Annotated in this window: 10 protein-coding genes; all 10 read left to right on the top strand. The window is 64.3% G+C overall.

Annotated elements, in window-relative coordinates:
• Window positions 1-222 precede the first annotated feature (222 nt).
• The 10 genes from dnaA to AB0366_RS14160 all read left to right on the top strand — a co-directional run bounded on the left by dnaA (window position 223) and on the right by AB0366_RS14160 (window position 14,873).
• Entirely contained in the window at window positions 223-1,755 is a 1,533-nt protein-coding gene (gene dnaA / locus AB0366_RS14205) for a chromosomal replication initiator protein DnaA (RefSeq protein WP_121872823.1), read from the top strand.
• 583 nt (window positions 1,756-2,338) lie between these two features.
• Window positions 2,339-3,523 (top strand): DNA polymerase III subunit beta, encoded by a 1,185-nt coding sequence (dnaN, locus tag AB0366_RS14200; RefSeq protein WP_366244492.1) that lies wholly within the window; start codon window positions 2,339-2,341, stop codon window positions 3,521-3,523.
• Between the two features lie 65 nt (window positions 3,524-3,588).
• Window positions 3,589-4,515, top strand: coding sequence for a phosphogluconate dehydrogenase (NAD(+)-dependent, decarboxylating) (gene gnd, locus AB0366_RS14195; protein ID WP_121871635.1), 927 nt, complete (start codon window positions 3,589-3,591; stop codon window positions 4,513-4,515).
• Window positions 4,516-5,766, top strand: a complete 1,251-nt coding sequence (gene recF, locus AB0366_RS14190; protein ID WP_366244491.1) for a DNA replication/repair protein RecF — start codon at window positions 4,516-4,518, stop codon at window positions 5,764-5,766.
• Entirely contained in the window at window positions 5,763-6,326 is a 564-nt protein-coding gene (locus AB0366_RS14185) for a DUF721 family protein (RefSeq protein ID WP_366244490.1), read from the top strand. The genes recF and AB0366_RS14185 overlap by 4 nt, the downstream gene beginning before the upstream one ends.
• A 169-nt stretch (window positions 6,327-6,495) precedes the next feature.
• Window positions 6,496-7,413, top strand: a complete 918-nt coding sequence (locus tag AB0366_RS14180; protein ID WP_094611640.1) for a metal-dependent hydrolase — start codon at window positions 6,496-6,498, stop codon at window positions 7,411-7,413.
• A gap of 32 nt (window positions 7,414-7,445) precedes the next feature.
• Complete coding sequence (locus AB0366_RS14175; RefSeq protein WP_366244934.1) at window positions 7,446-8,543, top strand: PDR/VanB family oxidoreductase; 1,098 nt, start codon at window positions 7,446-7,448, stop codon at window positions 8,541-8,543.
• Window positions 8,544-8,799: 256 nt separating this feature from the next.
• Window positions 8,800-10,842: a DNA topoisomerase (ATP-hydrolyzing) subunit B gene (gyrB, locus tag AB0366_RS14170; protein ID WP_121871639.1), complete on the top strand. Its 2,043-nt coding sequence runs from the start codon at window positions 8,800-8,802 to the stop codon at window positions 10,840-10,842.
• Between the two features lie 68 nt (window positions 10,843-10,910).
• The gene (gyrA, locus tag AB0366_RS14165) at window positions 10,911-13,454 is read left to right on the top strand and encodes a DNA gyrase subunit A (protein ID WP_121871640.1); all 2,544 of its coding nucleotides are present in this window, start codon (window positions 10,911-10,913) and stop codon (window positions 13,452-13,454) included.
• Window positions 13,455-14,873 carry a DUF3566 domain-containing protein gene (locus AB0366_RS14160; RefSeq protein WP_366244489.1) on the top strand — a complete coding sequence of 473 codons (1,419 nt, stop codon included), beginning with the start codon at window positions 13,455-13,457 and terminating at the stop codon, window positions 14,871-14,873. It begins immediately after the preceding gene.
• The last annotated feature ends 76 nt before the right edge of the window (window positions 14,874-14,949 follow it).

The following is a 14,949-nucleotide window of genomic DNA, read 5'->3' as shown; positions in this document are numbered from 1 at the left end:
ACATCGGTGTCGTTTATCCACACCTGTGGATAATTGTGTGGAAACACAGTTCAGGTGGCATATTCGTACCTTGCGGGGTCCACCAACGGACCCTGGTCTCGGCCGCAGCGACGCACGAACGACGACGCTATCCGACGTCGTTGCCGCGCGGGTACGAAACGGCGCGCGGATTCATGCGTCGAACACCGCCCGAGACCAATGCTCGACGACGGAGGGCCCAACGTGAACGACGATCCGGATGCGCTCGCGCGCATCTGGCCCGAGGTGGTCGCGGAGCTCACATCCGACCGACACAGTGGGTCGCCGCTGACCAAAGGCCAGAAGGCCTGGCTCGCTCTGGTCAAACCGCTGACCTTGACGCAGGGGTTCGCGCTGCTCGCAGTCCCGTCGACCTTCGCGCAGGAAGCGATCGAACGAGATCTTCGCGAACCGATCCTCGGTGCCCTCGGGCGTCATCTGGGACAGGGTGTCGAGGGACTCGGAGTGCGTATCTCGGCTCCCGAAGACGAGAAGATCGACTCCGAGCGATCGACGTACCCCGATGCCGCAAGCTCTCCGACCTACCGGCGACGCATCCTGACCAGCAGAGACGATGAGCCGTCGGACTCCGAGACGGCAGACTACGAAGAGGTCGACGACGAACGCGAGGCTCTCGCCAGCGTCCAGAACTCGTGGCCGACGTATTTCACGAAGCCTCCCGATTCGACGCCGCCGTCCTCGGGTGCCAACAGCCTCAACTCGAAGTACACCTTCGACACGTTCGTCATCGGCGCCTCCAATCGGTTCGCACATGCAGCCGCGGTGGCGATCGCCGAAGCACCTGCTCGCGCGTACAACCCACTGTTCGTGTGGGGGGCGTCGGGCCTGGGCAAAACTCACCTCTTGCACGCGGCCGGCCACTACGCGCAGCGACTGTTCCCGGGCATGCGCGTGAAATACGTCTCGACCGAGGAATTCACCAACGACTTCATCAACAGTCTTCGTGACGACCGCAAGGTGGCGTTCAAGCGCCGCTACCGGGAGACCGACGTGCTGCTCGTCGACGACATCCAGTTCATCGAGGGCAAGGAAGGCATCCAGGAGGAGTTCTTCCACACCTTCAACACCTTGCACAACGCGAACAAACAGATCGTCGTCTCGTCCGACCGACCACCGAAGCAGTTGGCCACGCTCGAGGAGCGGCTTCGTACCCGCTTCGAGTGGGGCCTGATCACAGATGTACAGCCGCCCGAGCTCGAGACGCGTATCGCCATTCTGAGCAAGAAGGCTCGGATGGACCGGCTCGATGTGCCGCACGACGTGCTCGAGCTCATCGCCAGCCGTATCGAGCGCAACATTCGTGAGCTCGAAGGCGCCCTCATTCGAGTGACGGCCTTCGCATCGCTCAACGGACAAGCACTCGACCTCACTCTGGCCGAGGTGGTTCTGCGCGATCTGATCCCCGATTCGTCGAGTCTGGAGATCAATGCGGCCACGATCATGGCCGTCACAGCGGAGTACTTCAACACCTCCATCGAGGACCTGTGCGGGCCGGGCAAGGCCAGAGCCCTGGCCATGGCCAGGCAGATCGCCATGTATCTCTGCCGCGAGCTCACCGACCTGTCGTTGCCCAAGATCGGCCAGACGTTCGGTCGCGACCACACGACGGTGATGTACGCGGACAAGAAGATTCGCAAGGAGATGACCGAGCGTCGCAAGGTGTACGACCAGGTTCAGGAGCTGACCGCGCGGATCAAGCAGCGCTCGAAGCGGTAGCCGACCGGGCACGAACGACTGCACAAGACGGCACCGAATCCCATCGCGGGTTCGGTGCCGTCGCTGTATCTCGTCGTTCGCCGGACCGATTCTCGACGCGAATCCGATGAATTTTCGAGGCATCGACCATTGATTCACACCTGTGGATAACCATGTGGACAACATCGAAGTTCTGGGGATGGAGTGTGGGCGCCTGTGCACCGATGTGATTCGTCCACAGGCAGCAGTTCGTCAACCACGAATTGGTCCCGAGTTCATCCCCACGACACCACGCTCGGCCACCAGCGGATCGAATGGTCCGTGCACAGATTCCACAGGACCTATTAATACTTCTGTTTTCTCCTTGAAAGAACTTCTTTGAAAACAGGTGTTGGGGAACGATCCGTTCACAGGCCCTCCGAGATCACCCGAATCCCATGTTCGGCGAGACCCTCGCGCTTCCGTCTTCGGTTCGGAGGGCATACGGTGTGCTTGCGCTGGATGTGCCACACTCGTCGTTGCATCGGTTCGAGCCGCAACCATCGTGGTTGCATCGCTCCGGCCGTGACACCGAACGCCACCGAACGAGAGGAAATGCCGAGCGATGGAGCTTGGAAGTTTGAAGTTTCGCGTTGCTCGTGAAGATTTTTCCGATTCCGTCGCGTGGGTGGCCCGTAGCCTGCCGTCCCGGCCGCCCGTTCCCGTGCTCGGTGGAGTTCTTCTTGCCGCCGACGAGCAGGGTCTGACGGTCTCCGGGTTCGACTACGAGGTCTCCGCTCAGGTCAAGGTGTCGGCCGAAGTTGCCACTGCCGGCCGAGTTCTGGTGTCGGGCAAGCTACTTGCCGACATCACGAAGTCGTTGCCGAACAAGCCGGTCGACGTCACGGTGGACGGAACCCGCGTTCTGGTCAACTGCGGCAGCGCCAAGTTCTCGCTGCCCACGATGCCGGTGGAGGACTACCCGCAGCTCCCCGAGCTGCCCACCAACACCGGTTCGCTGGCCGGTGACGTCTTCTCCGAGGCCATCGCCCAGGTCGCCATCGCGGCGGGCAAGGACGACACGCTTCCGATGCTCACCGGTATCCGCGTGGAGATCGACGGCACCAATGTCGTTCTCGCTGCCACCGACCGTTTCCGGTTGGCGGTTCGAGAGGTGGAGTGGACTCCCGCCGGTGCCGACACCACCACTGCGGTGCTGATCCCGGCCAAGACCCTCTCCGAATCTGCGAAGACGCTCGGCGGCAACGCCGGCTCACCCGTCGAACTCGCTTTGGGTTCCGGATCGTCCATCGGTAGCGACGGCCTGCTCGGCATCGTCAGCGACGGGCGCCGCACCACGACACGACTGCTCGACGCCGAATTCCCGAAGTTCCGTCAATTGCTGCCGGCCGAACACACTGCGGTGGCAACCCTCGAGATTGCGTCGCTGATCGAGGCCATCAAGCGTGTGGCTCTCGTTGCCGAGCGTGGAGCCCAGGTTCGCCTCGAATTCAACGCGGAGGGCGTGTTGCTGTCCGCAGGCGGCGACGATGCAGGTCGCGCCGAGGAGGCACTGCCCGCCGATTTCCAGGGTGAGGCCCTGACCATCGCCTTCAACCCCGGCTATCTCATCGACGGCCTGTCGTCACTGCACAGCGAGAAGGTCACGTTCGGATTCACGACGCCGAGTCGGCCCGCAGTGCTGCGGCCGACCTCGGACGAGGAACTCGTTCCCGATGACGCAGGCAAGTTCGTGGCGCCGCAGTCCGAGTACACGTACTTGCTGATGCCGGTCAGGCTGCCGGGCTGATCCGGTCTGGTTACTGTTGAACCCGCGGGAACTTTCGCACCTGACACAGACAAGGACGCCTCATCATGCAGCTGGGCTTGGTCGGTCTCGGAAAAATGGGCTTCAACATGCGCGAGAGACTGCGCGAGCACGGTCACGAGGTCATCGGCTACGACCCCCGACCCGAGGTGACCGATACTCCGTCACTGGCCGGTCTGGCGCAGTCGTTGACGGCCCCTCGGGTGGTCTGGGTGATGGTTCCGTCGGGCAAGATCACTCGCGATACCGTCACCGGTCTGGCGGATGTGCTCGAGCCGGGCGATCTGGTGATCGACGGCGGCAACTCTCGTTTCACCGATGACAAGCCCAACGCAGAGCTGTTGGACGCCAAGGGAATCGGCTACATCGATGCCGGAGTATCCGGTGGCGTCTGGGGCCTGAAGAACGGTTACGGCCTGATGGTCGGTGGCCAGGACGAGCATGTCGCCCGTGCGATGCCGATCTTCGATGCGTTGCGTCCCGAGGGTGAGCGCGCGGACGGCTTCGTGCATGCCGGTCCGGTCGGTGCCGGTCACTACTCGAAGATGGTGCACAACGGCATCGAGTACGGGTTGATGCAGGCCTACGCCGAGGGTTACGAGATCCTCGAAGCCGAAGAACTCGTGCAGGACGTGCAAGGCGTGCTGCGGGCCTGGAGCAAGGGCACGGTCGTGCGGTCGTGGCTGCTCGATCTGTTGGTCGAAGCTCTCGGTCAGGATCCGGAGTTCAGCGAGATCTCCGGGTACACCGAGGATTCCGGTGAAGGACGCTGGACCGTCGAGGAAGCCATCCGTCACGCTGTCCCGGCGCCGGTGATCTCCGCGGCGCTGTTCGCGAGATTTGCGTCGCGGCAAGAGGATTCGCCTGCAATGAAGGCTGTCTCTGCACTGCGGAACCAGTTCGGCGGGCATGCGGTCAAGAAGGCCGATGCCGACGAGACGCTGCGCGCCCCGGCGCCGAAGAACACCGAGTAAGTGTTCGTCCGGTCTCTGCAGCTACACGATTTCCGATCCTGGGACGACCTCACCGTCGACCTCGGACCGGGCTCGACCGTGTTCGTAGGGCCCAACGGACACGGCAAGACCAATCTGCTCGAGTCGCTCAATTACCTGTCGACGTTGTCCTCCCATCGTGTGTCCTCGGACGCTCCTATGATTCGGGCAGGCGCCGCCAAGGCGTTCGTGGGCAGCGCCGTGGTCAATCACGGTCGGGAACTGATCATCGATGTGGAGCTTCTCGAAGGCAGGGCCAACAAGGCTCGGATGAACAGATCACCGCTGCGGCGCCCCCGCGAGATCCTGGGCGTGTTGCAGAGTGTGCTGTTCGCTCCCGAGGATCTCTCGCTCGTCCGCGGCGATCCCGGCGAGCGACGACGCTATCTCGACGAGCTGCTCACCACTCGTATTCCTCGAATGGCCACTGTCCGTGCCGATTACGACAAGGTTCTGCGGCAAAGGTCGGCTCTGCTCAAGACGGCGAGTGGGTCGTTGCGCCGCGGATCGTCGTCGGGCGACGGCGCGAGTGCCCTTGCCACCCTGGACGTCTGGGACGGTCATCTCGCGGCGCACGGAGCTCGATTGCTGGCTGCCAGAATAGCTTTGGTGCACGAGCTGATGCCTTTCGTGCAACAGGCCTACAGCTCGATCGCGCCGGAATCGCGGTTGGCTGCCGTCGCCTATCGCTGCAGTCTGGCCGATGCGCTCCCGCCGGAATTCTCCGATGCCGATCGTGCCCCCGAACCCGATGACATCGAGGTGTTGGAAGCTGCTTTCCTGCATCAACTTTCGGTGATGAGACAGCGTGAGATCGAACGCGGGGTGTGCCTGGTGGGACCGCACCGCGACGACCTGGAATTGATGCTCGGCGATCAACCGACCAAAGGCTTTGCCAGCCATGGTGAATCGTGGTCGTATGCACTGTCGTTGCGGCTCGGCTCCTTTGCGTTGTTGCGGGAGGACGGTACGGACCCGGTCCTGATGCTCGACGACGTGTTCGCCGAGCTCGACCGAAAGAGGCGCGCGGCGCTGGCGACGGTGGCCGCCGGCGCAGAGCAGGTCCTCATCACGGCGGCGGTACCGGAGGACGTACCTCCCGAACTCGATGCAAGGCGCTACGGGGTCGAGGCAACGCAAAGCTCGGATTCCGGTGCAGCAGGCCGTATCTCGCGCATCTCGGACTTGTCGGACAATACCGGAATCGCACGTTCGGAAGGTGAGGATCGATGACCGACGACGACGCGACGCCCCCGGGCAACGGTGAGGTACCGGAATTGAAAGGCGTCGATCTGGCGCGTCGAGCACTCGAGGACGCCCGGGCCGCAGCCAAGGCCAGTGGCAAATCGGTGGGGCAGGGACGGTCGTCGCCCACCGGCGGAGTTCGAGCACTGCGGGGGCGTCGTAGACGCGGTTGGTCGGGAGCCGGGCCCGACGACCGTGATCCGCAGGCCTTCGGGGCATTGGCGAACTCGATCGCGTCCAAGCGTGGGTGGTCGGCCAAGGTGTCCGAGGGTGCGGTGCTGGGCCGGTGGCCCAGCGTGGTGGGTGAGGACATCTCGGCTCACGCGGATCCCACCGGTCTCAAGGACGGAGTGTTGAGCATTTCGGCGGAGTCCACGGCGTGGGCGACACAGTTGAGGCTGATGCAATCGCAGATTCTGGCCAAGATCGCAGCGGCCGTCGGTCACGGCGTGGTGACCTCTCTGCGCATCACCGGTCCGACGACGCAGAGCTGGAGAATGGGCGAGCGTCACGTGCGTGGACGGGGCCCACGCGACACGTACGGATAGTGAGACGTCCCAACGATGGCTTCTCGAACCGGCTGGTCCAGGTGATCCTCAACAGATGTTGGGGCCAGTGTTGCTGTGACATGGTCGATGTGCGTAGCGTGATTCGCGACACTCAGCGGTCGGGGGATCGATGAAGATGTTCTACGCGGCCATCGGACGAGGAGAAGTTGTGTCTGCACCAACGAAGAAGGCATCGACAGCGGCCGTCGATGTGGACGGAACCCCCGAAGACCGTGTCATTCTGCATGCTCGAAATGTCGAGTTCGACTGGGAATCTCTGCCGCTGCACTACATGGACGGCAACCCACTGGCGACTCACCTGATCAACGTGATGCACCTGCTCCTGCCCGAGGGCGAGGAATGGTTCGTGCGCACGTTCAAGGAAGCGCTGCCGCTCATCCACGACGATCAGCTGCGCGACGACGTGATCGGATTCATCGGCCAGGAAGCCATGCATGCGCAGGCGCACACCGATGTCCACGATCAGCTGCGGGCGCACGGCATCGATGTCGATCCGTACGTCGATCAGATGAAGTTCCTGTTCGGCCGCGCCCTCGGCAACAGGTCCGGGCACGGCCAGAACAGTCTGGTCGAGCGTCTCGCCCTCATCGCCGCCGCCGAGCACTTGACCGCCTTCCTCGGCGATTGGGTTCTCAATGCCACGGAGTTGGACGAGGCCGACGTCGATCCGATCATGCTGGATCTGCTGCGGTGGCACGGAGCCGAGGAGGTCGAGCATCGATCGGTGGCCTACGAGGTGATGCGATACTTCGACGTCCGTCCGGCCCGCCGGATTCGTACGTATGTCGTCATCGCGCCCACCCTCGTGTGGTTCTGGACCCGCGGTGTTCGTTATCTGATGAGCCAGGATCCGACGCTGGCGCACCTTCCACCCAAGCAGCGCACACCCTCGTTCCGAGAATTCCGACGAGTGGCCAAAGCCGGTCTGTTCCCGACCCCGATGTCGATGGTGAAGGCGTCTCTTCGCTACTTCAAGAGCACGTACCACCCCTCTCAGGAAGGGTCGACGGCGCAGGCAGTGCAGTATCTGGCCACCTCACCGGCAGCTCGGTCCGCCGATCGATGACCAAACGCACGTTGCGGAGCAAGCTCGGCGCAATGGCACAGATGGTGGACTCGTTCCGAATGGGACGCACGATTCCGAAGAATCTGTACGGCCGTGACGAGCCCGATCAGACCGTGTCGCTGGTGACCGATGCGCTCGACAAATGGTTCGCTCTGCTCGACGGTGACGACTACGACGCGTCGTTCGCGGCGCCGCCCGTCGCTCGCACCCGATTGCTGACCTTGGTCTCACGCGAGGTGCTGTGCGTCGACGAGCAGGTGGTCCAACTGACGTTCTCGGCCGCCGACGGCGCGGTGCTGCCTGCGTGGGCACCGGGAATGCATCTGGACTTCTATCTCCCGTCCGGACGCCGTCGGCAATACTCGTTGTGTGGGCGACCGGATGCCGACTCGTACTCCATCGCGGTGCGCCTGGTGCCCGACGGCGGCGGCGGGTCGCGCGAGATGCACGATCTTCCGGTCGGCACCGAGGTCGCAATTCGGGGTCCGCGCAACGGTTTTCCGTTCGTACGGTCCGAGCATGCAGTGTTCGTGGCCGGAGGAATCGGGATCACCGCCATCATCTCGATGGTGCGCCGGGCTCGGGAGACGGGGATGGACTGGCACCTGGTCTACTGCGGACGTTCGCGTGAATCGATGCCGTTCCTCGATGAGATCGCCGACTGGGAGGCCGATCGCGTGACGGTGCGCACCGACGATGTGGACGGCATGCCGTCGAGCATGGATCTGCTCGGTGCCGCGGCACCCGGCGGTTCGGTCTACGTATGCGGACCGCCGCCGATGATCGATCTGGTTCGCGCCTCGTTCGACTCGTTGCCCGCGACACATCTGCACTTCGAGCGGTTCTCGCCTCCGCCGGTGAAGAACGGCGCCGAGTTCGAGGTGCAGCTCGTCGATTCCGGTCAGGTCATCGCAGTGGGTTCGGACGAGACTGCGCTGCATGCCATTCGGCGTCTGCGCCCGGATGTGGCGTACTCCTGCCAGCAGGGGTTCTGCGGGACGTGCCGGGTTCGAGTTCTGAGCGGAACACCGCAGCATCGAGAGAATCGGCTCACGGCCGAGGAGCAGCAACACGAGATGTTGATCTGCGTCTCGCGGTCCGAGGGCGAACGGATCGTGCTCGATCTCTAGCGGAGCCGCTCGTTTCACCCTTCATCTTTGTCGTCCGACATCGAAAAAATGCGCCTGTGAAGCAATCAGGGGCCTTTTAGGGGTGTCATCGTCCCCATGCTGTCGCAGCCACCCAGTACTATGGACCGGTACGACATCAAGCCCGGAACAATCGCATGGAATCGAGCACGGCGGAAACGACCGTGCCGGCCCTGCGGTAGCACCTGCGACAGGTGTGAGCGGGGTAGTGGACGCGTAGAAGGAGAACCAGCTAACCGTGGCTGCCCAGAAGTCAGGTAACAACGAGAACAGCAAGGATTACGGCGCTTCCTCCATCACGGTCCTCGAGGGCCTGGAAGCGGTCCGTAAGAGGCCCGGTATGTACATCGGTTCCACCGGCGAACGAGGCCTGCACCACCTGATCTGGGAGGTCGTCGACAACTCCGTCGACGAGGCCATGGCCGGCTATGCCTCCACCGTCGACGTCACCATCCACGAGGACGGCAGCGTCGAGGTCAAGGACGACGGTCGAGGAATTCCCGTCGCCATGCACTCCTCCGGTGTTCCCACCGTCGAGGTCGTCATGACGCAGCTGCACGCGGGCGGCAAGTTCGACTCCGACTCCTATGCGGTGTCCGGTGGCCTGCACGGCGTCGGCATCTCGGTGGTGAACGCGCTCTCGACCAAGGTCGAACTGCAGATCGCGCGCGACGGTCATCGCTACAAGCAGACCTACGACTACGCCAAGCCCAGCCCCCTCGAGACCGTCGGGGATACCGGTGAGACCGGTACCACCGTGCGCTTCTGGGCCGACGGCAAGATCTTCGAGACCCTCGACTACAGCTTCGAGACCGTGCACCGCCGCCTGCAGGAGATGGCGTTCCTGAACAAGGGACTGACCATCAACTTCACCGACGAGCGAGTGGCAGCCACCGACGCGACCGAGGAAGAACTCGGTGAGACCGCCGAGGCGCCCAAGACCGCCGAGGAAGAGCAGGCCGACGCGGCCAACGCGAAGCCGGCCAAGGTGCGCAAGCGGACCTATCACTACCCGGACGGTCTGGTCGACTTCGTCAAGCACATCAACAGGACCAAGACCGCTATCCACAATTCGGTCGTCGGCTTCACCGGCAAGGGTGAGGGCCACGAGGTCGAGATCGCCATGCAGTGGAATGCCGGCTACTCCGAATCGGTGCACACCTTCGCCAACACGATCAACACGCACGAGGGCGGTACCCACGAAGAGGGCTTCCGCACCGCGTTGACCTCGACGGTGAACAAGTACGCGATCGAGAAGAAGTTGGTCAAGGAAAAGGATGTCAAGCTCACCGGCGACGACATCCGCGAGGGCTTGGCCGCAGTCATCTCGGTGCGGGTCGGGGAGCCGCAGTTCGAGGGGCAGACCAAGACCAAGCTCGGCAACACCGAGATTCGGTCGTTCGTGCAGAAGGCGTGCAACGAGCACCTGGCGCACTGGTTCGAATCGAACCCGGCCGACGCCAAGACCATCATCAACAAGGCGGTCTCCTCCGCGCAGGCCCGAATGGCCGCACGTAAGGCGCGAGAGTTGGTGCGCCGCAAGAGCGCAACCGATATCGGTGGCCTTCCCGGCAAGCTCGCCGACTGCCGCTCGAACGATCCGAGCAAGTCCGAGATCTACATCGTGGAGGGCGACTCCGCAGGCGGCTCGGCCAAATCCGGACGAGATTCGATGTTCCAGGCGATCCTGCCGCTGCGCGGAAAGATCATCAACGTCGAGAAGGCTCGCATCGACCGCGTCCTCAAGAACAACGAGGTCCAGTCGATCATCACCGCCTTCGGAACCGGCATCCACGACGAGTTCGACATCACCAAGCTGCGCTATCACAAGATCGTGCTGATGGCCGACGCCGACGTCGACGGCCAGCACATCTCCACCCTGCTGATGACGCTGCTGTTCCGCTTCATGCGACCGCTGATCGAGCACGGCCACGTCTACCTCGCCATGCCGCCGCTGTACAAGCTGAAGTGGAGCCGCGGCGAACCGGACTTCGCCTACTCCGACCGCGAGCGCGACGGTCTGCTCGAGGCCGGCATCGCCAACAAGCGCAAGATCAACGTCGAGGACGGCGTCCAGCGCTACAAGGGCCTCGGCGAGATGAACGCCAAGGAACTGTGGGAGACCACCATGGATCCGTCGGTCCGCGTCCTGCGTCTGGTGACGCTGGACGACGCGGCGGCCGCCGACGAGCTGTTCAGCGTGCTGATGGGCGAGGACGTCTCCGCGCGTCGTAGCTTCATCGCCCGCAACGCGAAAGATGTTCGCTTTCTTGACGTTTAGTCACTTCCCTTCACGCACCGATGAGTTCTCTCGGTGCGTGGAGGTGACCGTTACTCGAGGAGATTTGCATGTCTGACATCACCGAACCGCCGGTAGGACCCCCGCCGGGTTCGACCACCAACGCCGAGGGCGGCGACCGGATCGATCCGGTCGACATCCAGCAGGAAATGCAGCGCAGCTACATCGATTACGCGATGAGCGTCATCGTCGGGCGTGCACTGCCCGAGGTGCGTGACGGACTCAAGCCGGTGCACCGCCGCGTGCTGTACGCGATGTACGACTCGGGCTTCCGCCCCGACCGCAGCTACGTCAAATCCGCACGCCCCGTTGCCGAAACGATGGGTAACTACCACCCCCACGGCGACACCTCGATCTACGACGCACTGGTGCGACTGGCCCAGCCGTGGTCGATGCGATACCCATTGGTGGACGGCCAGGGCAACTTCGGCTCCCGCGGCAACGATGGCGCCGCAGCCATGCGTTACACCGAGGCTCGGCTGACCCCGCTCGCGATGGAGATGTTGCGCGACATCGACGAGGAAACCGTCGACTTCATCCCCAACTACGACGGCAAAACCCAAGAGCCGACGGTACTTCCGTCGCGGGTGCCGAACCTGCTGATGAACGGCTCCAACGGCATCGCCGTCGGTATGGCCACCAACATCCCGCCGCACAACCTGCGTGAACTGGGCGACGCGGTGTTCTGGGCCCTCGACAACTTCGAGGCCGACGAAGAAGCAACGCTCGCGGCCTGCATGGAACGCGTCAAGGGCCCCGACTTCCCGACGCACGGACTCATCGTCGGTGGCCAGGGCATCCAGGATGCGTACTCCACCGGCCGCGGCTCGATCCGCATGCGCGGCGTCGTCGAGATCGAAGAAGATTCCAACGGTCGCACCACGATCGTCATCACCGAGCTGCCCTACCAGGTCAACCCGGACAACCTGATCACCTCGATCGCCGAGCAGGTTCGGGACGGCAAGCTCTCGGGCATCTCCAAGATCGACGACGAGTCCTCCGATCGCGTCGGCATGCGCATCGTCGTCACGATCAAGCGCGACGCGGTCGCGAAGGTGGTGCTCAACAACCTCTACAAGCATTCGCAGCTGCAGACGAGCTTCGGCGCGAACATGCTCTCGATCGTCGACGGCGTTCCGCGCACGCTGCGCCTGGACCAGATGATCCGCTTCTACGTCACTCACCAACTCGACGTGATCGTTCGACGTACCCGGTACCGGCTGCGCAGAGCGGAAGAGCGGGCCCACATTCTGCGTGGACTCGTCAAGGCGCTCGACGCGTTGGACGAGGTCATCGCGCTCATCCGTGCGTCGCAGACGGTGGATCTCGCCAAGCAGGGCTTGATCGACCTGCTCGACATCGACGAGATCCAGGCCCAGGCGATCCTCGACATGCAGCTGCGACGCCTCGCAGCCCTCGAGCGTCAGAAGATCATCGACGAGTTGGCAGAACTCGAGCGCACCATTGCCGACCTGCAGGACATTCTGGCCAAGCCGGAGCGGCAGCGACAGATCGTACGAGACGAGCTCGCCGAGATCGTCGAGAAGTTCGGCGACGACCGTCGTACGCGCATCATCGCCGCCGATGGAGACGTCAACGACGAGGATCTGATCGCCCGGGAGAACGTGGTCGTCACGATCACCGAGACCGGATACGCCAAGCGCACCAGAACCGACCTCTACCGTTCGCAGAAGCGCGGCGGCAAGGGCGTGATGGGAGCGGGACTCAAGCAGGACGACATCGTCAGCAAGTTCTTCGTCTGCTCGACGCACGACTGGATTCTGTTCTTCACCACCAAGGGCCGCGTCTACCGGGCCAAGGCCTACGAGCTGCCCGAGGCCAACCGAACCGCCCGCGGTCAGCACGTCGCGAACCTGCTCGCCTTCCAGCCGGACGAGCGCATCGCCCAGGTGATCCAGATCAAGACCTACGAGGACGCGCCGTACCTGGTGCTCGCCACCAAGGGCGGTCTGGTCAAGAAGTCACGTCTGACCGACTTCGACTCCAACCGCAGCGGCGGCATCGTGGCCGTCAACCTGCGCGGTGAGGACGAGTTGGTCGGGGCCGTTCTCGCGTCCTCGGACGACGATCTGCTGTTGGTCTCGGCGCAGGGTCAGTCCATCCGGTTCTCGGCCACCGACGAGGTGCTGCGTCCGATGGGCCGCGCCACCTCCGGTGTGCAGGGCATGCGCTTCAACGGTGAGGACGCGTTGCTCTCGCTCAACGTCGTCAGCGAGAACAAGTTCTTGCTGGTCGCGACGTCGGGTGGCTACTCCAAGCGCACCGCGATGGAGGACTACCCACAGCAGGGCCGCGGCGGAAAGGGAGTGCTGACAATTCAGTACGACCCGAAGCGTGGCACGCTGGTGGGAGCTCTCATCGTCGACGACGAGGACGAGCTGTACGCCATCACCTCCAGTGGTGGCGTGATCCGGACCGCTGCCAAGCAGGTTCGGAAGGCCGGCCGACAGACCAAGGGCGTGCGGTTGATGAATCTCGGTGAAGGCGACACACTGCTCGCGATCGCGCGCAACGCCGACGAGATCGAACCGGATGCTCTGGGCACCGAAGACGATGCAGCGAAGGAGTCGTAAGTGAGCACTCCCAACCGGCCTGGTAGCAGGCCCGGCCCCAGCGGTGGACCGGACAGCCGGGACGCCGCGCGGGCGGAGCAGCCCGCGCGTCCCGCGCCGCCCGAGGGAGCTCGCCCGGGCAATCGCCCGCAGCCGGCCACTCGTCCCGCGCCCGCCGCGGGCCGTGGCCCGGCCCCGCAGGGCGGTGCTCGCCCTCCGATGCGACCGGCACCGGGTGCTCCGAACGGTCCGGCACGTCCCGCCCAGGGACCCCCGCCCCCGCAGCGACCGCCTGCACCTCAGGGACCCCCGCCGCAGGGACCGCCGCCGCAGGCTCCTCCGGGGGCCCCCAAGCAGGGTCCGCCTGCACCTCGGCAGGGACAGGCTCCCGCCGGTCCGCCGCAGCCGCCCCAGGGTCCCGGCCGTCAGCCCGGCCCAGGTCAGCAGGCGACCGGCCGGCCCAGCGGTGGTCCGCCGCCGAACGGTCAGCCACCGCAGCGGCAGGCACCGGCCGGTCAACCTCCACGGCAGGCAGCCCCGCAGCCTGCAGCACCCGACGAGACCGTGCGCACTCCGGAGGTATCAGCCGAGTCGACGGCCGCCGGTGAAGCGTCTCGTACGTCCGAGCCCGCACGGGGTCAGGATCAGGCCGGTCCGGCAGCGACGCAGGCGATGCCGGCCCAACAGAACGACGGTCCGCAAGGTGGCTCAGGAACGCCGCCCTGGCAGCGTGGAGCCGGTCAGCGGCCCGCACCGCAGGGAACGGACGACCGGCAGCAGCCGCAGAATCAGCCGCAGACCAACCTGTCCGGACGCGGAGCTGCGCTGCCTCCGAACGGTGAGTTCGATCGGTCCGCTCGGACGGCCGCCGAGCCGACCCAGCGCGAATCGACCGAGGACAAGACCGAACGGCGAGAAGCCGCCAGGTCCAAGGCTGCGGGAATCGACGGACCGACACGGCACATCGAACGCAAGGATCTGGCGAAGGACATGCCGGACCTGTCTGCCGTAAGGCACCCGGAGCCGTCCCTGTCCGAGCGTGCGGCCCCCGCGGCCATCACGGCTGTACCCAGTGCGGACGGCGATCCGTTGCGGGCGACCATCCAGATCCGCAAGATCGATCCCTGGTCGACGCTCAAGATCGCCCTCGTGATCGCCGTGTCACTGTTCTTCGTGTGGATGGTGTCGGTCGGCCTGCTGTACGCCGTGCTCGACGGCATGGGCGTCTGGGAACGGCTCAACAGTGCGTTCACCGAGATCGTCAACGAATCCGGCGGCGGCGGACTGGTCAGTGCCGGGCAGGTATTCGGCTACGCGGCCGTGATCGGTGTGATCAATGTCGTACTGTTCACCGCTCTGACGACCATTGGTGCCTTCATCTACAACCTGTCGTCGGACCTGGTCGGTGGCGTCGAAGTGACACTGGCAGACCGCGACTGACCTGCACCATCGAGGGCCGTATCGGGCCGTTTTGGAAGACAGCGGCCCGATACGGTAATCTCATCCCTCGGTTCGA

This window comes from Rhodococcus sp. NPDC076796 (assembly GCF_040702765.1).
Classification (GTDB): domain Bacteria; phylum Actinomycetota; class Actinomycetes; order Mycobacteriales; family Mycobacteriaceae; genus Rhodococcoides.
This window is presented reverse-complemented; position numbering and strand designations above follow the sequence as displayed.